Origin of the sequence: Caballeronia sp. LZ032, from assembly GCF_031451315.1 — a bacterium.
Taxonomy (GTDB): Bacteria; Pseudomonadota; Gammaproteobacteria; order Burkholderiales; family Burkholderiaceae; genus Caballeronia.
In genome coordinates this window covers 532,835-551,227 of record NZ_JARUXP010000003.1, presented here as the reverse complement: position 1 = coordinate 551,227, position 18,393 = coordinate 532,835, and the positions used below count along the sequence as shown (strand labels likewise).

Sequence of the window (18,393 nt, the reverse complement as noted above, 5' to 3'; positions counted from 1 at the left end):
TTGTGTAGCCGCGTGCGTGAACACGGCGCCCTGCGCAGGCCGGGCTCCGGTCATCACGTCATGCGGGACTTCCTTTGGGTACGTCGGATGAGATTGCTGGCAGCCGGCCTAAGGCGGCTATTGCATGCGGCGATGCAGCTTGCGGATGCGGGGCTTGCGCGGTGATGTCATGTCTCGTCTCCTTCGCGGCTCATTACGGCCCGCTTGTGTGCTCGATGTGTGCGTCGATGGATGAAGCGGTATTCAGTCTCTTGAATCCGTTGCCCGTGTATGCAATGCCATGGCAAGGACGCGCGCCACGTGCAGGGCGTCTCTTTGTGCGCCCTCCGCGATCTGATGCCTGCAACTCGTCCCGTCCGCCACGATCAGCGCGTCGCCGGCTTCGCGCACCGCCGGCAGGAGCGACAACTCCGCCATCGCTTGCGACGCCGCATGATGTTCCGCCTCGTAGCCGAAGCTTCCGGCCATGCCGCAGCACGACGATTCGATCGTTTTCACGCTAAGGCCCGGAATCCAGCCCAGCACTTGCTCGATCGGACGCACGGCGTCGAAAGCCTTCTGATGGCAATGTCCGTGCAGCAGCGCCTTCTTTGCATCCAGCATATTGAATTCAAGATGCAATCGCCCTTGCGCTTTTTCGCGCACCAGGAATTCCTCGAACAGGAACGAGTGCTCCGAAAGCCTGCGCGCCGCTTCACCATAGCCGTAGCCGAGGAATTCGTCGCGTAACGAGAGCAGGCACGACGGCTCGAGTCCGACGATGGCCACGCCGCGCTCGACAAACGGCAGCAATACATCGAGCGTACGGCGCGCCTCGGCCTTCGCCTCGTCGACGAGTCCCGCCGACAGGAACGTGCGGCCGCAACACAACGGCCGCTCACCCGCCTTCACGTTCAGATGCACGGCGTAGCCCGCCGTTTCGAGCACCCGCTGCGCAGCGCGGGCGTTCTCAGGCTCGATGTAGTTGTTGAACGTATCGACGAACAGCAGGACCTCTTTGGTTGCGGACGCAACTTGTTTTGCGGCTGCATCGCCGAGAAACGGCGTGCTGAAACGCGGCAGGCCACGCTGCGGCGCAAGGCCCAGCTTCGTCTTCAGCCAGCGCGCCGCGCCCGGCATGTTGGCCTCGAGCCCGTTGGCAAGCGCCGGCATGCGGCTTGCAAGAGGCGCATAGCGCGGCAGATACGCGATCATTCTTTCACGCAGCCGCAAGCCATGCCGCTTCGTCCAGGCCGCGCGCGCCTCGATCTTGATGCGCGCCATGTCGACACCCGTCGGACAATCGCGCTTGCAGCCCTTGCATGACACGCACAGGTCGAGCACTTCCTTGACATCCTGGCTGGCCAGGCCGGCCTCGCCGAGTTGCCCCGATAGCGCCAGACGCAGCGTATTGGCGCGGCCGCGCGTGACATGCTGCTCGTCCTTCGTGATGCGATAGCTCGGACACATCGTGCCTGCGTCGAACTTGCGGCAATGGCCGTTGTTGTTGCACATTTCGAGCGCTTTCGCGAGACCGCCGGAACGATCGCCGCCGGAACCCGGTGCGCCTTCGTCGCCCGTCAGCGGATCGCGCGTGACATTCCACGCCGACCAGTCGAGCAACGGTTCGACCGCACACTCGCGATACGAAGGCGGAAAGCGGAAATTCGCGACATCGTCCATCTTTGGCGGCGCCACGATCCGGTCCGGGCTCAGCCGGTTCTCCGGATCGAACAATTGCTTGATGTCGCGAAACGCTTCGTTGATGCGCGGACCGTATTGCCAGGCCACCCATTCGCCGCGACACAGCCCGTCGCCGTGTTCGCCCGAATACGCGCCCTTGTATTCACGCACCATGGCCGCGGCTTCTTCCGCGATCGCGCGCATCTTGCCGGCGCCGTCGCGGCGCATGTCGAGGATCGGCCGCACATGCAGCGTGCCGACGCTCGCATGCGCGTACCACGTACCTTCCGTGCCGTGCTTGCGGAACACTTCCGTCAGCCGCGCCGTATAGTCGGCGAGATGTTCGAGCGGCACCGCGCAGTCTTCGATGAAGGACACCGGCTTGCCGTCGCCCTTCATGCTCATCATGATGTTCAGCCCGGCCTTGCGGACTTCCCAAAGCGCCTTTTGCGGGCCCGCTTCGGGCATTTCGACGACGGAACCCGGCAGGCCGAGATCGCTCATCAGTTCGACGAGACGGGCCAGCTTGGTCACTTGCTCATCGCGCTCGGCGCCTGCGAATTCGACGAGCAATATCGCCTCGGGATTGCCAGTCAGCGCCTTGCCGATCACCGGACGGAAAGCGGGATTCGACATAGCCAGGTCGATCATCGTGCGGTCCACCAGCTCCACCGCAACCGGGCCGAGCTTGACGATGTGCTGCGTCATGTCCATCGCCGCCCAGAAGGTCGGGAAGTTCACCACGCCCAAGGTCTTGTGCGCAGGCAACGGCGCAAGCTTCAACGTCAACTGCCGGCTGAACGCGAGCGTGCCCTCCGAACCCACGAGCAGATTGGCCAGGTTGGGCTGGCCGTCATCGTTGAAGGGCAGCGGGCTCTGGCAGTCGAACAGATCGAGGTTGTAGCCGGCCACGCGCCGCAACACCTTCGGGATGCGTTCACGCAGTTCAGCGCGTTCGCGCAGCGCAATGCCGCGCACGGCCTCGACGAGATCCCGGGTACGCGCGTCCTGCGGCATGTCCGCGAGCTTGCCGAAGCGCGTTTCATGGCCGTTGGCGAGGATCGCATCGATGGCGTCGACGTTGTGCACCATGATCCCGTATTCCATCGACCGGGACCCGCACGAGTTGTTGCCCGCCATCCCGCCAATCGTGCATTGCGCGCTCGTCGATACATCCACCGGAAACCACAGCCCGTGCGGTTTCAGCCACGCATTGAGATGATCCAGCACGACACCCGGCTCGACCGTGACGGTGCGCGCCTCCTTGTCGAAGTGAACGATGTTGTTGAGCCACTTCGTCGTATCGATGACGAGCGCCTCGCCCACCGTCTGCCCGCACTGGCTCGTACCCGCGCCGCGCGCAAGCACGCTCGCGCCCTGATCCGCGGCAATCTGCAACGCCAGACGCAGGTCCGCCTGATCCCTCGGCACGGCGACGCCGAGCGGCATGATCTGGTAGATCGACGCATCGGTCGCATAACGTCCGCGCGACGCCGGATCGAACAGCACGTCGCCCTTCAGTTCGCGCTGGAGGCGCGCCTGCAAGGGCGTCGGCGACGACCCCGGACGAGCGCGCGCCGAAGCGGGCATCAGATGGATAGGTTTGACGAGCCGGTCGGTCGGAGAGTTGAGCATTGTCGCTGTCTGAATGCTGAATGCGTTATGCGAAATGCAATTCGACGGGCGGCAGACCTTCGATCCTGCCCAGCGCCGTGCCGGGCGCCTTCGGGAAGGCCATGCCGGTGTACGAGCCCGCCGTCAGCACCGTGCCGCGTTCGAGCGCATGTCCGCGCGACACGCAGTGATTCACCGTCCACGCCAGCAATCTGCGCGGATCGCCCGCCGGGTTGGCGGGCGTGTCGTCGAACAGGGGGGCGCCGTCGTATTCGAACGTCATGACCGGCGCGACGAATGGATACGAGGCGTCGTACGGGACGCCGTCGCCCACGATCAGCGCGCCGTGGTTCTGCAGATCCGCGAGTTGCCAGAGCTTGTCCACATCGGGCCACGCGGCGAAGCGGCTCGCAACGATCTCGATCGCGGCATGCACCGACTCGATCGACGCGAGGACTTCCTCTTCTGCATACGGCCCGCTGCCGGGCTCGAAACGCCGTCCAAGCCTGAAGGCCACTTCGAGTTCGAGACCTGCCCGGCCGAACGCGGACATCGCAAGGCGCGCACCGGACGGCTGCACGCCGCTGGCAGGAAGCGGCGCACCCTGAATGGGTCCGTCCGCCGACTTGGCGCCCACCTTCCATCCGCCGATGGCCGCATCCAGCGCGCGCAACGTGGCATCCTGCGCGGCGCAGGCTTCGTCGGAATGACCGGGACGCAAGCCCGCCGGGAGCGAATCCAGCTGCGCGCGATGCGCGCGCGTTTCCACGAAAAGCCGGGCGAGCGCGTGGGCGTCGAATGCGGCGCTCATGCAGCCGCCTTGAACGCTGGCTTCGCGACGTGGCTCGTCAGATAGTCCATCGCGGCCGTTACGCCGCTGCCCTTCAGCGCGACGCCCGCCAGCTTGAGGCCCATTTCGCAGCCGGTGAGCGCGGCCATCAGCGTGAGATCGTTGCAGTCGCCCAGATGCCCGATGCGGAACATGCGGCCCTTCACCTTGCCCAGGCCCGTCCCCAGCGAAAGATCAAAGTGTTCGTAGATGAGTTTGCGCACGGCATCGGCATCGACGCCCTCGGGCGTCATCACGCCGGTCAGCACTGGCGAATAGACCGCGGGATCCGCGCACTGGATCTCGAGCCCCCAGGCCGTGACCGCCGAACGACAGGCGGCCGCCAGCCGCTGATGCCGGGCGAAGACCTGATCCAGCCCTTCGTCGAAAATCATGTCGAGCGCCTCGGACAACCCGTAAAGCAGGTTCGTATTCGGCGTATAGGGCCAGTAGCCCTGCTGGTTCATCTCGATGATGTCGGTCCAGTCCCAGAACGCGCGCGGCAGCGTCGCGCGCTTCGCTGCCTCGCGCGCCTTCCGCGACACCGCGTTGAAGCTGATTCCCGGCGGCAGCATGAGCCCCTTCTGCGAGCCGGAAACAGTCACGTCGACGCCCCACTCGTCATGCCGATAATCCGCCGAGGCCAGCCCGGAAATGGTATCCACCATTAATAATGCAGGATGCGAAGCGGCATCGATGGCACGGCGAACCGCGGCAATGTCGGAGGTCACCCCGGTCGAGGTTTCGTTGTGGACGACGCAGACCGCCTTGATCGCATGCTGCGTGTCCTCGCGCAGACGCTTTTCGATCTGGTCCGCCTGCACGCCACGCCGCCAGCCTTCGATACCCGGCAAACCGAGAAACTCCGGCTTGAGCCCGAGGTTCTCGGCCATCTTCTTCCACAGCGTCGCGAAGTGGCCGGTCTCATACATCAGCACCGTGTCGCCCGGACTCAGCGTGTTGCAGAGCGCCGCTTCCCATGCTCCCGTCCCCGACGCCGGATAGATCACCACGGGCTGGTCCGTCTTGAAGATTTTCCGGATGCCCTCCAGCACCTTCAGCCCCAGCGCGCCGAACTCCGGACCGCGATGATCGATGGTCGGATAACTCATCGCCCGCAGGATCCGGTCGGGCACCGGGCTCGGTCCGGGAATCTGAAGGAAGTGACGGCCGGCGGGATGGAAGTCGAGCTTGAGCATGAAATCGCGTCCTTAAATGTGATTTTGCATGCAAAATACAATAACGCGGTGACTTGCCGGGGTAAAGGAAAACATAGGTCGAACGGCCTAGGGATAACCCGCTGGCGGTTTTTTCCGTTAGGGCTGGGTTAAAATTGCCGCAAAAGAAACTCGAGGTATTGAATGCAAAATCCCGATTTACCGTCATCCCATCTCGCCCAGTCGCTGCCCAGGGTCGAGCGTCTGCGCCTGCACGACACCGTTGTCGATCACTTGCGCGGCTTCATCGTCGAAGGCTTGCTCGCGCCTGGCGTCAAGCTCAATGAACGCAAGCTTTGCGAGACGCTGGGGATTTCGCGCACCCCCTTGCGCGAGGCGCTCAAGGTGCTGGCGGCCGAAGGCCTTATCGATATCTCGCCGAATCGCGGCGCGTCGGTATCGCAAATGAGCGAGCTGGAAATTCGCGAGATGTTCGAATTGATGAGCGGGCTCGAGGCGTTTTCAGGCGAACTGGCGTGCGAGCGCATCACGCCGCTCGAAATCGCGGAAATCAAGGCGCTGCACTATGCAATGCTCGCCTGCCGCGCGCAGAACGACCTCTCCGGCTATTACAGCCGCAATCAGGCCATCCACGACAGGATCAACGAAGCCGCGCGCAATACGGCCTTGCGCCAGACCTACGTATCGATCAACCGTCGCCTGATGGCGCTGCGCTTTCGCTCGAATTTCCAGACGCCCAAGTGGGACAGCGCCATTCACGATCATGAAGACATGATCGAGGCGCTCGAGACGCGCGACAGCAAGCGCATGGGCGAGATCCTGCGCCGGCACCTGCTTTCCAAGCGCGACGCGGTGCTGGCCGAACGCACGCTGACGACAGTGAAGGCGCCGGCGGCAAGGAAAAGAAAGTCGGCTGGAGACTAACGCGCGTCAGACCACACGAAGTAATGTAGCGTCCGCACCATAACGTCAGATGTAAGGTAGGATACGACCCGATTGGCCGTCAGAGCCTTCCATCGGGGATCAACTTGACCAGATTTCGAGCTGCGTGCATTGCGCTCGGCGCGGTGCTTGCCGTCACAGCTTTCGCTACCTACCGATCGCCGGATTTCGAAGCGGCGCAAGCCGCAATGGACCGGCAGACTGTCGACTGCCTCAGCCGCAGTCTCACGCGCGACGAGAAATTCCGCCTCGCCCATCTCACCGCCGGCCATGACCGGGAAGGGATGCGTCCCATCTATACCGATGTCCTGTCGCGCTGCATCGTGCGTTCCGATCAGTGGGACCGCCGCCCGCAACTGATCATGAGTGCGCGCCAGCTGCTGTCCCAGGATGCGGAGTTCAAACAGCTCGTGAACGCGCAAACCCTGCAGCTTGCGCGCCGCCCGTAACGCACCTTCGCTATATCACCTGCCCTCTCAGGCCTGAAGACCGCTTCCCGCACCCGGCTGCACCAGGGCGCGGGTGTTGGCTTCGTGCGCGCGCAGCGCGGCGATTTCGTGCTGCGCATAGTGCGAGACGGGCGCTACGGCGGCAAGGGCGGCGGTCAAGAGGATGGCGGCGATGCTGATCGAGAAGGCGTTCATGACAAGCTCCTTTATCTTGCGTTGGCTGGATCGGGCTGCGGGTTGTGCTGCCTGTGAGAAGCATTGTCATCGCCGAGACTTAGCAGGGAATGAGTGCGCCGCTGCTTCATCCGCTTCCCGTGCAGCCCGGTCAGCCTGGCCGAAGGGGTTAAGATCGGCGTTCATTCGACCATCCGGCATCCTGCATTCAGAATGCATTCAACCATTGACGCACCGAGCGCTTCGCTCGAACTGCCCTTCAGGCGTCCGTTCGACTGGACCCGCATGTTGGGCTTCATCGGCGGGCGGGCGTCGGCGGGGGTGGAATCGGTCGATGACGGCGTCTATCGGCGGGCGATCGAATGGCGCGGCGACGACGGTACGATCGAAGTCCGGCCGCATGCACGCAAACATCGTCTGGTCGTGACAGTGGAAGGCGCCGCGGCGCGCCATGCGCAGGAACTCGCGACGCCGCTATCCCGCATGTTCGACCTGCACGCCGACCCGCGCGAGATCGCTCGCTGCCTGTCCGCCGATCCGATCCTGGCGCCGCTCGTTGAAGCCGCGCCGGGCCTGCGCGTGCCGGGCGCATGGTCGGGCTTCGAATTGGTGGTGCGCACCATCGTCGGACAGCAGGTGAGCGTGAAAGGCGCTTCGACCATCATGAACCGCATCGTCCAGCGTGCGGGCAGGCCTATCGAAGGGCACCCGCACGAGGGTACCGCGTGGCGCTTTCCGACGCCGGCCGAACTCGCCGCAGCGGATCTCGACAAGATCGGCATGCCGACGAAGCGCGTCCAGGCCGTGCAGCACTTCGCCCAGGCCGTTGCTTCCGGCGCGCTGCCGCTCGACACACCCGGCGCCGATACCGCCCAACTGCAGCGCGATCTTCTCGCGATGCCCGGCATCGGACCCTGGACGGTCGGCTATGTCGCGATGCGCGCGTTGCGTGATCCCGATGCCTGGCCCGACGCCGACCTCGTGCTCATGCAGGCCATCGCCAGACGGGATCCGTCGCTCGTCAAACCCGCGCAGCAACGCGCTCGCACGGAACGCTGGCGGCCATGGCGCGCCTACGCGGCAATGCATCTGTGGAACGGCGTGGCGATCGCCACGGGACAGTCGCGCGGCGGTTGAATCTTGCATGCAGCATTACGCACGCAAAATGCCAAGGCGCCGCGTCAGCCCGCGAATGCCCCACGCCCAAAGTCGTCCCCTTGTCATTGAAAATGAACTAATCTCCTTCGAGCATCGCGAACGCGGCCGGGCATGCGGGCGACCCACCAGACCGGCCCATTCATGCCATACCACGCAGGGACACCAAGAAGCGCTGACGCAACGCCATCGGGAGACGCACATGAACGCCTCATCCCTCGACGCACAAGCCGGCTCTGGGAACGCATGGTCTGGCTCACCCCCTACTGAATCTGCGGCTGAAATGCCCATCGCACCACGCGTGCAGAAGATCGTGGTCGCGATTCACGGCATCGGCAACCAGTTGCACAGCGACACGGTGCGCTCGGTCGCCAGCCAGTTCGGTGCGCGCTACGATCCGCCGCTGCCCGTCATGCCCCTCGGCTACTTCGATATCGCCGGAGTCGGCGAAGTGGACGTGCGCCAGCTCGATCTTCCGGCGACCAGCCCCTACACGCCGGCGCAGCGCGACTTCTACTCGGCGCTGGGCTTCGCCGAGGTCTATTGGGCCGACATCCCGCGCGAAGTGGTCAAGCAGGACGACACGCTCGAGGAGAGCAAGGCCTGGGGCCTTTCCATCGTCAGCCGCGCGCAGGCGGCCTACATGCTCAACGTCGAAGAACGCAAGCTCGAGCCTGCCGACTTCTCGCTGGCCGCGGGCGTGGTGGAAGAGATCGTCGAGACCGTCGCAGTCATGCAGAGCCTGCTTGCCGTCGCGGAGAAAGCAGGCATCTTCAAGTTCGATCTCGCGCCGATGCTGCGCGACTACGTCGGCGACGTGCAGCTCGTCGCGGATTTCAAGCAGCATCGCGACACCATCGTCTTCCGTTTTCATCGCGTGATGGAACGACTCGTTGCGCTCGCCACCGAGCGTTGCCAATGCGCGCCCGAGGTCTATGTCGTCGCGCACAGCGAAGGCACCGTCATCAGCTTTCTCGGCATCCTGCAGGCGCTGTCCATGCCCACCGTGGCGGACCCGAAGGACGGCAAGCAGGTCATCAGCACCGACTGGGTGCAGAGCCTGCGCGGCTTCATGACCATCGGTTCGCCCATCGACAAGCACATCCTGCTCTGGCCCAAGCTATGGGAAGGCATGCAGCTGAGAAGCGAAGTACAGGGCGATACGGTCACGCAGGTCGACCGTCCGGGCGGAGCGCTCACGCTGCCGGCGCCGATCAAGTGGCGCAACTATTACGATTACGGAGATCCCGTCGGCTTCGCGCTCGACACGGCGCGCGCGTTCCTGGATCACCGCGGCTGCCGCGCATTCGAGTTCGACGAACACGCCGACGACATCGGCTTCTCGCGCTATTGGCTGCCCGGCAAGGCGCATACCGATTACTGGACCGACTCCGAAGTCTTCGGCCACTTCATCGACAACGTCGTGCTCGGCGAGAAGACAGCAACTCCTCCGGGAGACAGGCGCGCACGCGGCTTCGTCAGCACGGCGATTCCCTATCTGCTCAGCTTCGCCCTGCATCTTCTGGCGGTGTTCTTCATCTACAAGGCCGTCACGGCATCATCGGATTCGGGCGCGGGTTCCGCCAGCACGGCGCCCGAGTTCATTTATCTCACACGCTCGGTATTCGCCCTCGCCTGCCTGCTGATGGGCACCACGATCGCCGCGCGCATCCCACGGCTCGTGAAGGCACGCGGCACGCATCGCACGGGCGCATGGCTGCGATGGCGCATCGTCGCCCTCGCCGCATTCGCGGCCGGCGCGCTCCTCTTCTGGTTCGTGCTGGTGAGCGGCGTCGCCGCGTTCCTTGCAAGCCCGTTCGCTGACATCCTGCATCGCGATGTCGCGGATCCACTCGTCGGCAAAGCGGTCTTCGTGCTGGCCGGACTGGTCTGCGCGCTCAGCGGCTGGATAGCGCCGCGCAAACCGCATTGGGGACGGCGCATGCTCGTCGCGCTGGGCACGCTGATGATGGTGCTCATCGTCGGCGTGAGGCTATGGGGCGATCTGGCGGGCAAGCCACTGTGGCCCGTCGTGCTCGGCGGCCTGTTCTTCCTCTATGCGTGGTGGCTCGCCATCCTGATCTTCGATCTCGCCTTCGTCTGGCATCGCTACGTGCGCAACTCGGTGGCCCTCGACACGCTGCGGGCATGGCGCGAAGAACGGCGCGACGCACAGCCCAGGCCCATCATGTCGATGGGCTCCAGGCGACGCAGCGGTCCATGATCACGCATGCAGCACCAGCTTCTGCACGCGCCAGTTGAGCAACTCGGCAACGAACAACGTGTTCTCGGCAGGACATGCCATCTCGTGAATCCAGCCGAACTGCTTGAGCTGCTTGCCGGAGCGGCCGAGCACGCCGAGCAGCTTGCCGTCGAGCGACAGCTTGTAGATGCGGCCGGGGAAGGCATCGGCGGAATAGAGCACCTGATTCGGACCCGGCGAGATGCAGATGGCCCAAGGCGATCCCGGCGCGAAGGTGCCTGCTGCAAGCGCCGCCTCATCGGGCATGTTGCCGATGGCCGGACGCGCATCCGGCGGCACCGGTACGTCGATGGTGAACTGCCGCTGGAAGTTGCCTTCGCCGTCGAAGACCTGGATGCGGCGATTGCTGCGGTCCGCGACATAGACCATGTTGTTCGCATCGACGGCAATGCTGTGCGGCGTATGAAACTGCCCCGGTCCCGTGCCGCGGTCGCCCCATGACTTGAGCCAGTTGCCGTCGCGATCCACTTTCGCCACGCGCGAATTGATGTAGCCATCGCTGATGTAGGTGTTGCCCGAGGTATCCCATGCGACGTCCGTGACCTGGCGGAAGCGTCCCGGCTCCGAAGGCAAGGGCGGGTTCGGATGCTTGAGCGGCGCGGTCTCTTCATCCGCGGCTTCCTGCTTGCGGCCGAAGACCATCGCCACACGCCCTTCCGGCGTGAACTTGATGATCATGTCCGAGCCCTTGTCCGTCACCCAGACGTTGTCCTGCCGGTCCACCTTCACGGTGTGCGCGAACGACCACGCATAGAGACGATGACCGATCTCGCGCACGAAGCGTCCATTGCGGTCGAACTCCAGCAACTGCGCAGCGGCCGCGCCGTAGGCCGGCCCGGTGCTGTTGCCGCGCGACAGCACGAACACATGACCCGCCGAATTGACCGCGACGCCCGAGCATTCGCCGAAGTACATGTCGCGCGGCAAGCGCACGGGATCGGGCACGGAGTCGTAGGGAATCGACGGCACGTCGTTATCGGCGTACGCGAGATGCGGGAACAGCGCGAGCGCCGCGGCGCCCTGACCCGCCAGCGCAAGAAAACGGCGGCGGCTTGCGCCAGCCGGATGAGTATCGCAACATGGGCAGTACATCGAATGCCGAAGACTCATTGTTACCCTCCTCCTGTTCGTCGCCTGCAATGAGGAACTGCAATGAAGAGACGGTGATGGCTGGCGTGGGCTGGCGTGCTTCGCGATGCTTCGGGAGTGTAGTGCAAGAGTTGCAGCGCGCGCACGCGAGCGCTTCCATTGCTTTCAATACTGAAAGGACGTCATGAACTCAAGCTTGCTGTTTCAGGTTCGTATCAGGCTCACGCCTGAATGCGCCGCGATGGCGCGTCAGGATCGCTTCGACGGCAAGCTTGCGCCGCTCGGCGCCCAGCTCGCGAAACATCACGCGACGTTGATCTGCCAGTACGACGCCTTCGCGGACTATGTGGCGCAGGCGGAGCGGGATGGCGTCGAAGGCTATCCGTTGTATCGATGGACGCGCGACACCATCGAAAATCCCGCGAAGAAGGCGAAGTACCTCGAAGCGTTCACCTTCTACGTGAACGGCGACGAGGTCTATGAGCAGGCCCTGGCCGATGCACTGGAAGCGGATCTCCACGCGCTAGCAAGCGAGGCGATCACGGAGATCCGCAAGTACGACACGAACCCCGCGAACAATCCGCAACCGCCTTCACAGGGCCAATAGGCGTGGCATTCAGTCCTTGCGGGCATCGAGCCATTCGACGATATTGCGCACCGTATCGCCATAGAACGTGCGATACAGCTCCTCCGACACATAACCGATATGCGGCGTCGCGAGCAGGTTGGGCAGCGAGCGCAGCGGATCGTCTGCGGCGAGCGGCTCCTGGTCGTACACGTCGATGGCCGCGCCCGCCAGACGCTTCGACTTCAGCGCATCGATCAGCGCCGCATTGTCGATGATCGGCCCACGCGATGTATTGACGATCCGGCTGGTCGGCTTCATCTGACCGAGCTCCGCCGCGCCGACGAGATGGTGCGTCCGTTCGCTCAGGCGCACATGAACCGAGAGCACGTCCGAGGTCTTGAAGAGCGTGTCCTTGTCGACGCGTTCGATACCCTTCTCCGCCGCGCGTTCGGCGGTGAGATTCTGGCTCCACGCGATCACGTTCATGCGAAACGCGCGGCCGATCACGCCGACCGCGGACCCTACACGTCCTAGCCCGAGCAGCCCGAGCGTCTTGCCGGCAAGCTCGGTGCCGAGACCGATCTGCCACCCGCCCTCTTTCAGCGAGCGGTTCTCGCCGGAAATGTCGCGCACCATGGCGAGGATCAGGGCCCAGGTGAACTCGATCGTCGGCGTGGACGAATAGCCCGTATGCCGCACTTCAACGCCGCGTTTCGCCGCGGCTTCCAGATCGATCGATGCGTTGGCCGAGCCGGTGGATGCGATCAGCTTGAGGTTAGGCAGATGCTCGATGATGTCGCGCGGGAACGGCGTGCGTTCGCGCATGGCGCAGATCACATCGAACGGTTGCAGTCGTTCGAGCAGCGCCTCGCGTTCGGCGATGTGATCGTTGAAGACGGTGATGTCGGCGCGCGGTTCGAGCGCGGACCAGTCGGCCATCGACCGGGCGAGGTTCTGATAATCGTCGAGCACCGCGACCTTGATGCGTGAAGAACTGGACATGATGAAGCCTTCGATTTTGTTGTGACGAATGCGCGGATCCGCGGCAGCCGCTAGTGTGACGCAAGCCGCGAAATCATGTCGGGACGCCTTGCGGCGGGCCGCTGCGACCGATGACATCGCGTGAAACAAGTCATCGCGGGACTTTCGACGAGGCTGCCTCTATAGTCCGTTCCGTCGCCACACGAAGCACAACGTGGCTCAGGCAACCGAGAGGAACATCCCGTGAATACCCGTTCGACTTTCGCATCAAACAGAAGTCTTCAGAAGCGCGGCATGCATACCCTGCTCGTTGCCGCCACCGCCGCAGCGCTCGCGCTGTGCAGCGGCTCCGCTTTCGCGGGCTGGGCACGCGGCGGCACCGCCTATACCGGGCGCGGCGAGTATCAGGGCGCGCATGTCGGTTCCTGCGGCGGCGGCGGCTGCTCGCATGCGGGCGGCGTCGAAAATCGCTGGGGCCGCACGGCCACCAACTCAGGCACGGTGACACGCACCGCGCCGGGACAGTTCAGCAACACGGGCACTGCATACGGCCCGAACGGCCGCTCCGTCCAGCATGCCGGCGACACGAGCTGCGCCGGCGGCAGCTGCACGCACACCGGCAGCGCGACCGGCCCGAACGGCAAGACCGCGACCGGCACCGATACCGTCACGCGCACCGCGCCGGGCCAATACAACTCGTCGGGCTCGGTGACGGGTCCGAACGGCAACACGTCGACACATACGGCATCGACCCAATGCGCGGGCTATACCTGCAACCGCTCCGGAACGGTCAATACGGCCAGCGGCGGCACCGTCACGCATGCGGGCAGCGCGACGAGCGTGGCGCCGGGCGTCGTGGTCACGTCGGGCAGCGCGACCGCTACGAACGGCGCGCATGTCACGACGGTATCGGGCGGCGGCACGGTCACCACGACGAGCGCGGCTGTCGTCACGGGGTCGGCTACCGTGGTTGCCGCGCCCTTGATCGTGCCGCCGCCTCCGCCGCCGGCGACCGTGGTCGTGACGACGCCTCCCCCGCCGCCCCGCGCAGTCGTCGTGACGACGCCACCGCCGGTCAAGACGGTGGTTGTAGCCCCGCCCCCGCCGCCGGTCAAGGTCATCTATGTCGCGCCGCGCCGTGCCATCTGGATTCCGGGCCACTATGCCGGCGCGGTGTGGGTGCCTGCGCACTGGGCATGACCGGCAGCCGCGAACCCATGGTTCGAACGCCCTTGCGCCGGCCCTGTCGCTTTGCCGGCACGAGGCGTTACACTGCGGATCAACGCCGCTTCCGGCAGAGGCACGCCATGCCCGATGTCTTCCCCGACGCCCAGGCAACCACGAGCACGCGCTCATGACGAGACATCGCATGAAGCGCCCTCATCTGCCCGACGATCACGTGAAAGGGGTCCTGCACGACGTCATCTGGACCGCGGGCCCCGTCGTGCTGGTCATTGCAATCATCTCCGCGCTGGTCTACTGGCTCGTCGATCCCGCGCCGCCCCGCACCATCACGATGAGCGCGGGCCAGCCCGACAGCTCGTTCTACGTCATCTCGAAGCAATACGCGGGCATCCTCGCGCGCAACGGCATCACGCTGAACGTACTGCCTTCGGACGGCTCCGTGCAGAACCTCGACCGCCTGCTCGATCCGCAACAGCATGTCGATCTCGCGCTCGTGCAAGGCGGCATCGCGACGAAGGAACAGGCGTCGAAGCTGGTCTCGCTCGGCAGCGTGTCGTATGTGCCGCTGGTGGTGTTCTATCGCGGCAAGGGGCTAAGCCTGCTGTCGCAACTGGAGGGCAAGCGGATTGCCATCGGCCGTGAAGGCAGCGGCACGCGCACGCTGTCGCTCAAGCTGCTCGCAGCAAACGGCATCTATCCGGGCGCCGGCACGCAGTTGCTCCCGACCGACGGCCTGGAGGCCGCCACGCAACTGGTCAGCAACGAAGCGGACGCCGTGCTGCTCTCCGGCGACTCCGCCACGCGCGACCTCATGCTGCGTCTGTTGCGCGTGCCCGGCGTCTCCGTGATGAACTTCACGGAAGCGCGCGCCTATACGCGCCTCTTCCCGTATCTGGACGACATCGAACTGCCGCCCGGCATACTCGACCTGGGCCGCCTCATTCCGCCCGAGACCGTGCATCTGGTGAGCCCGATGCTCGAACTGGTCGCGCGGCCGAGCCTGCATCCCGCGCTGTCCGATCTGCTCATCGAAGCCGCGCAGGAGGTCCACGGCACGGCAAGCTTGCTGCAACCCGCCGGGCAGTTTCCACGCGCCGTCGCGCACGAGTTTCCGATCAGCGAGGATGCCAGCCGCTACTACCGCTCGGGCAAGAGCTTCCTGTATCGCACGCTGCCGTTCTGGCTTGCGAACGTCGCGGACCGCGCGCTCGTGCTGCTGCTGCCGGTCGCGGTGCTGATCCTTCCGGCGCTGCGCATCGTGCCCTGGCTCTATCGCTGGCGCGTGCGTTCGCGCATCTATCGTTATTACGGCGCGCTGATCGCGGTGGAACGCGGCGCGATGAAGCTCGTCGACGAAAACGAAAGGCGTACGCTGCTCGTCGAACTCGACTACATCGAGGAGTCGCTCAACACGCTCAAGATGCCGCTCGCCCATGTCGATGCACTCTACGTACTGCGCGAACACATCGGCTTCGTGCGCGCGCGTCTCAGCGAAAGCCGGCGGCGTGCCGGTACAGCGCCGCTGCACGATCGCGCGACGGAGAGCCCGCGATGAGCCTGCGCGCATGGCTGGCCGCGCTGGCGCTGCTGCTGGGCGCTTGCGCCAGCCTGCCGCCGCAGGCGGGACGCATGCAGACGCAAGCCTTCACCGACACCGCCGGCACGTCCCTGGGCCGGGCGTTCTCGACGAGCGAACAAGCGCATCCGGGCGACAACGCCTTCCATCTGCTTCCCAACGGCATGGACGCGCTTATTGCCCGTGTGATCCTGAGCGAGCGCGCCGAACGTTCGCTCGACCTGCAGTACTACATCTGGCACGACGACCTGACCGGCCGCGAAATGGCGGCATCGATCATGCGGGCAGCGGATCGCGGCGTGCGCGTGCGTCTCCTGCTCGACGACCTCGGCACCAATGCCGACGACCGCTTCCTGCTCGCGCTCGCGTCGCATCCGAACATCCAGGTGCGGCTCTTCAATCCGGTGGCGAACCGCACCTTCAAGAAGCTCGGCTCGGCGATGGAATTCTTCCGCGTGAATCGCCGCATGCACAACAAGGCGCTCGTCGCCGACAACCAGGCGGCCATTCTCGGCGGCCGCAACATCGGCGATGAATACTTCGGCGCATCCAGCACGGTGTCGTTCGGCGATCTCGATGTGCTGGTGCATGGACCCGTGGTGCGCGACGTGTCGAAGGCATTCGATCTCTACTGGAATTCGGCGGCGGCCTATCCCATCGAATATCTCGTGGGCCGTCCCGCCGATCCCGACGCGCTGCGAAGCTATCGCGACAAACTGGATGCCTATCTGCTGGCGGAACGTCATTCGCCTTATGTCGCGCAAGTCCGGCAGCGCATGGCCGACGTGCTTCAGGCACACGATGAAGCCTTCTCTTGGGGCAAGGCCACGCTGCTCTATGACGATCCCGCGAAGATCACCCGCGCGCCCGGCGACAGCGAAGGGCATCTGATGTCGCAATTCAAGGCGCTGGACTTCGAGCCTGGCAAGGACGTGCTGATCGTGTCGCCGTATTTCGTGCCGCGCAGCGAAGGCGTGCAATGGCTGCGTTCGATGACCGCGCGCGGCGTGCACGTCACTGTGCTCACCAATTCACTCGCGGCCACGGATGTGGCGGCGGTGCATGCGGGCTATCAGCGCTATCGCCGCGACATGCTCGAAGCCGGCGTGACGCTTTATGAACTTAAGCCCGTCACATCGAATAATGAAGACAAAATGCAAAAGCAGAGCACATTCGGTTCGTCCAAGGCTTCACTCCACGCGAAGACCTATGTGTTCGACCGGACGCGCATCTTCATCGGCTCGATGAATCTCGATCCGCGCTCCGTGCAGCTGAACACGGAAATCGGCGTGTATTGCGAGAGTGCGCAGGCCGCTACGGAAGTGGCGGACGGCATCGGCAAGCAGATCGACCGCCTGGCCTGGCGCGTCGAACTGCGCGACGACGGCGCCGGCCATCAGCGCATGGTATGGATCGACACCGCCGCCGACGGCACGACAACCGTGCTTGAAACGGAGCCCGATGTGTCCAAGCTGAAACGCGCGGGTATCTGGATGCTCGGGCTGCTGCCGATCGAATCGCAGCTATGAGCCGCGCGGTCTCGTTTCAACGCGCATGGATCATTTGAATCCCGACACTGCGTGCGGCACATACGGCGCTTCCAGCGCAGCGATCTCTTCCGCGGTGAGATTCAGCGACAAGGCCGCGACCGCATCGCCGATATGACCGGGCTTCGAGGCGCCGATGATCGGCGCGCTCACCGGCGCCTTCTGCGCGACCCATGCCAGCGCCACCTGCGCGCGCGGCACGCCGCGCTTCTGAGCCAGCGCCGCCACGGCTTCGACTACGGCGCGATCGGCTTCGTCGGTCTTGTACAGCGTGCTGCCGAAGGTGTCTGTTTCCTGACGCGCGCTGGTCGTGTCCCAGTCACGCGTGAGACGGCCGCGTGCGAGCGGGCTCCACGGCAGGACGCCGATGCCCTGGTCCTTGCACAGCGGAAGCATCTCGCGCTCTTCCTCGCGATAGAGCAGGTTCAGGTGATTCTGCATGGTCCTGAACTCGGTCCAGCCGTTCGCGCGTGAGGTATGGAGCGCCTTGCTGAACTGCCACGCATACATCGACGACGCGCCGATATAGCGCACCTTGCCTGCCTTCACGACATCGTGCAGCGCTTCAAGGGTTTCCTCGATCGGCGTCGCATAGTCCCAGCGATGGATCTGATACAGGTCGAGATAATCGGTACCCAGGCGCCGCAGACTGTTGTCGATCTCGTTGAAAATGGCCTTGCGCGACAAGCCCGCGCCATTCGGGCCGGGCCGCATGCGGTTGAACACCTTCGACGCAATCACGATGTCGTCCCGCTTCGTGAAGTCGCGCAGTGCGCGTCCCACGATTTCCTCAGATGTACCGTCGGAATAGACATTGGCGGTGTCGAAGAAGTTGATGCCTGCGTCCAGCGCTTCCTTGATGAGCGGACGGCTCTTCTCCTCGTCGAGCGACCACGGATGCGTGCCGCGTTCCGGCACGCCATAGGTCATGCAGCCGAGACAGAGCCGCGAGACGTCGAGGCCGGTCGTACCCAGTTTCACGTAATCCATCGTGCAAATCTCCTTGCGAAGCGAAAGGAACTGCGAGCGCGCATGCTCTTGCGCATGCTGCGAAACTTCGCACCTTATAACAATGCAGCGAATCGCGCTGCCCGGCATGTTTCAGAGTCACGTGAACCATCCGGACCATTTGCGCTGGAATACGCAGCCCCTGCTAACATGCCCTGCGTCGCATCATCCCG

General features: G+C 64.5%; 15 protein-coding genes. 8 read left to right on the top strand and 7 right to left on the bottom strand.

What is annotated here, in order from left to right:
• Nucleotides 1–243 precede the first annotated feature (243 nt).
• The 3 genes from QCE69_RS23990 to QCE69_RS23980 are packed head-to-tail and all read right to left on the bottom strand — an operon-like array spanning nucleotide 244 to nucleotide 5,304.
• A complete protein-coding gene (locus QCE69_RS23990) occupies nucleotides 244–3,297 on the bottom strand; it encodes an FAD-linked oxidase C-terminal domain-containing protein (RefSeq protein WP_309933364.1) in 3,054 nt (1,017 codons plus the stop codon).
• Nucleotides 3,298–3,322: 25 nt separating this feature from the next.
• Entirely contained in the window at nucleotides 3,323–4,087 is a 765-nt protein-coding gene (locus QCE69_RS23985) for a 2-keto-4-pentenoate hydratase (protein WP_309933362.1), read from the bottom strand.
• Nucleotides 4,084–5,304 (bottom strand): aminotransferase class V-fold PLP-dependent enzyme, encoded by a 1,221-nt coding sequence (locus QCE69_RS23980; RefSeq protein ID WP_309933360.1) that lies wholly within the window; start codon nucleotides 5,302–5,304, stop codon nucleotides 4,084–4,086. Before QCE69_RS23980 ends, QCE69_RS23985 begins: the two co-directional genes overlap by 4 nt.
• A gap of 162 nt (nucleotides 5,305–5,466) precedes the next feature.
• On the opposite strand from QCE69_RS23980, the gene QCE69_RS23975 reads away from it, so the two are divergent.
• Entirely contained in the window at nucleotides 5,467–6,207 is a 741-nt protein-coding gene (locus QCE69_RS23975) for a GntR family transcriptional regulator (protein WP_309923690.1), read from the top strand.
• Nucleotides 6,208–6,311: 104 nt separating this feature from the next.
• Nucleotides 6,312–6,674, top strand: coding sequence for a hypothetical protein (locus QCE69_RS23970; protein ID WP_309933359.1), 363 nt, complete (start codon nucleotides 6,312–6,314; stop codon nucleotides 6,672–6,674).
• 27 nt (nucleotides 6,675–6,701) lie between these two features.
• Here the strand turns inward: QCE69_RS23970 and QCE69_RS23965 are convergent, their stop codons facing one another.
• The gene (locus tag QCE69_RS23965; RefSeq protein WP_309923685.1) at nucleotides 6,702–6,869 is read right to left on the bottom strand and encodes a hypothetical protein; all 168 of its coding nucleotides are present in this window, start codon (nucleotides 6,867–6,869) and stop codon (nucleotides 6,702–6,704) included.
• A 192-nt stretch (nucleotides 6,870–7,061) separates the two neighbouring features.
• Here QCE69_RS23965 and QCE69_RS23960 point away from each other — a divergent pair, with 192 nt between their 5' ends.
• Both QCE69_RS23960 and QCE69_RS23955 read left to right on the top strand, forming a co-directional pair.
• Entirely contained in the window at nucleotides 7,062–7,985 is a 924-nt protein-coding gene (locus QCE69_RS23960) for an AlkA N-terminal domain-containing protein (protein ID WP_309933357.1), read from the top strand.
• Nucleotides 7,986–8,286: 301 nt separating this feature from the next.
• On the top strand, nucleotides 8,287–10,227 hold the full coding sequence (locus QCE69_RS23955; RefSeq protein ID WP_309923681.1) for an MFS transporter: 1,941 nt from the start codon (nucleotides 8,287–8,289) through the stop codon (nucleotides 10,225–10,227).
• Here the strand turns inward: QCE69_RS23955 and QCE69_RS23950 are convergent, their stop codons facing one another.
• Nucleotides 10,228–11,376 (bottom strand): peptidyl-alpha-hydroxyglycine alpha-amidating lyase family protein, encoded by a 1,149-nt coding sequence (locus tag QCE69_RS23950; protein WP_309923679.1) that lies wholly within the window; start codon nucleotides 11,374–11,376, stop codon nucleotides 10,228–10,230.
• A 163-nt stretch (nucleotides 11,377–11,539) separates the two neighbouring features.
• On the opposite strand from QCE69_RS23950, the gene QCE69_RS23945 reads away from it, so the two are divergent.
• On the top strand, nucleotides 11,540–11,962 hold the full coding sequence (locus QCE69_RS23945; RefSeq protein ID WP_309933356.1) for a hypothetical protein: 423 nt from the start codon (nucleotides 11,540–11,542) through the stop codon (nucleotides 11,960–11,962).
• A gap of 9 nt (nucleotides 11,963–11,971) precedes the next feature.
• Here QCE69_RS23945 and QCE69_RS23940 read toward each other — a convergent pair whose 3' ends face one another.
• A complete protein-coding gene (locus QCE69_RS23940; protein ID WP_309933355.1) occupies nucleotides 11,972–12,925 on the bottom strand; it encodes a D-2-hydroxyacid dehydrogenase family protein in 954 nt (317 codons plus the stop codon).
• A gap of 273 nt (nucleotides 12,926–13,198) precedes the next feature.
• Here QCE69_RS23940 and QCE69_RS23935 point away from each other — a divergent pair, with 273 nt between their 5' ends.
• The 3 genes from QCE69_RS23935 to QCE69_RS23925 all read left to right on the top strand — a co-directional run bounded on the left by QCE69_RS23935 (nucleotide 13,199) and on the right by QCE69_RS23925 (nucleotide 17,194).
• The gene (locus QCE69_RS23935) at nucleotides 13,199–14,104 is read left to right on the top strand and encodes a hypothetical protein (RefSeq protein WP_309933353.1); all 906 of its coding nucleotides are present in this window, start codon (nucleotides 13,199–13,201) and stop codon (nucleotides 14,102–14,104) included.
• Nucleotides 14,105–14,273: 169 nt separating this feature from the next.
• Nucleotides 14,274–15,644: a TAXI family TRAP transporter solute-binding subunit gene (locus tag QCE69_RS23930; protein ID WP_309923671.1), complete on the top strand. Its 1,371-nt coding sequence runs from the start codon at nucleotides 14,274–14,276 to the stop codon at nucleotides 15,642–15,644.
• Nucleotides 15,641–17,194 carry a phospholipase D family protein gene (locus QCE69_RS23925; protein WP_309933352.1) on the top strand — a complete coding sequence of 518 codons (1,554 nt, stop codon included), beginning with the start codon at nucleotides 15,641–15,643 and terminating at the stop codon, nucleotides 17,192–17,194. The genes QCE69_RS23930 and QCE69_RS23925 overlap by 4 nt, the downstream gene beginning before the upstream one ends.
• 30 nt (nucleotides 17,195–17,224) lie before the next feature.
• Here the strand turns inward: QCE69_RS23925 and QCE69_RS23920 are convergent, their stop codons facing one another.
• Nucleotides 17,225–18,202 carry an aldo/keto reductase gene (locus QCE69_RS23920; protein ID WP_309923667.1) on the bottom strand — a complete coding sequence of 326 codons (978 nt, stop codon included), beginning with the start codon at nucleotides 18,200–18,202 and terminating at the stop codon, nucleotides 17,225–17,227.
• Nucleotides 18,203–18,393: the final 191 nt, after the last annotated feature.

Coding starts and splice junctions, on each gene's coding strand:
- QCE69_RS23990 (WP_309933364.1), bottom strand. CDS start 3,297: ATGCTCAACTCTCCGACCGACCGGCTCGTCAAACCTATCCATCTGATG.
- QCE69_RS23985 (WP_309933362.1), bottom strand. CDS start 4,087: ATGAGCGCCGCATTCGACGCCCACGCGCTCGCCCGGCTTTTCGTGGAA.
- QCE69_RS23980 (WP_309933360.1), bottom strand. CDS start 5,304: ATGCTCAAGCTCGACTTCCATCCCGCCGGCCGTCACTTCCTTCAGATT.
- QCE69_RS23975 (WP_309923690.1), top strand. CDS start 5,467: ATGCAAAATCCCGATTTACCGTCATCCCATCTCGCCCAGTCGCTGCCC.
- QCE69_RS23965 (WP_309923685.1), bottom strand. CDS start 6,869: ATGAACGCCTTCTCGATCAGCATCGCCGCCATCCTCTTGACCGCCGCC.
- QCE69_RS23960 (WP_309933357.1), top strand. CDS start 7,062: ATGCATTCAACCATTGACGCACCGAGCGCTTCGCTCGAACTGCCCTTC.
- QCE69_RS23955 (WP_309923681.1), top strand. CDS start 8,287: ATGCCCATCGCACCACGCGTGCAGAAGATCGTGGTCGCGATTCACGGC.
- QCE69_RS23950 (WP_309923679.1), bottom strand. CDS start 11,376: ATGAGTCTTCGGCATTCGATGTACTGCCCATGTTGCGATACTCATCCG.
- QCE69_RS23945 (WP_309933356.1), top strand. CDS start 11,540: ATGAACTCAAGCTTGCTGTTTCAGGTTCGTATCAGGCTCACGCCTGAA.
- QCE69_RS23940 (WP_309933355.1), bottom strand. CDS start 12,925: ATGTCCAGTTCTTCACGCATCAAGGTCGCGGTGCTCGACGATTATCAG.
- QCE69_RS23935 (WP_309933353.1), top strand. CDS start 13,199: ATGCATACCCTGCTCGTTGCCGCCACCGCCGCAGCGCTCGCGCTGTGC.
- QCE69_RS23930 (WP_309923671.1), top strand. CDS start 14,274: ATGAAGCGCCCTCATCTGCCCGACGATCACGTGAAAGGGGTCCTGCAC.
- QCE69_RS23925 (WP_309933352.1), top strand. CDS start 15,641: ATGAGCCTGCGCGCATGGCTGGCCGCGCTGGCGCTGCTGCTGGGCGCT.
- QCE69_RS23920 (WP_309923667.1), bottom strand. CDS start 18,202: ATGGATTACGTGAAACTGGGTACGACCGGCCTCGACGTCTCGCGGCTC.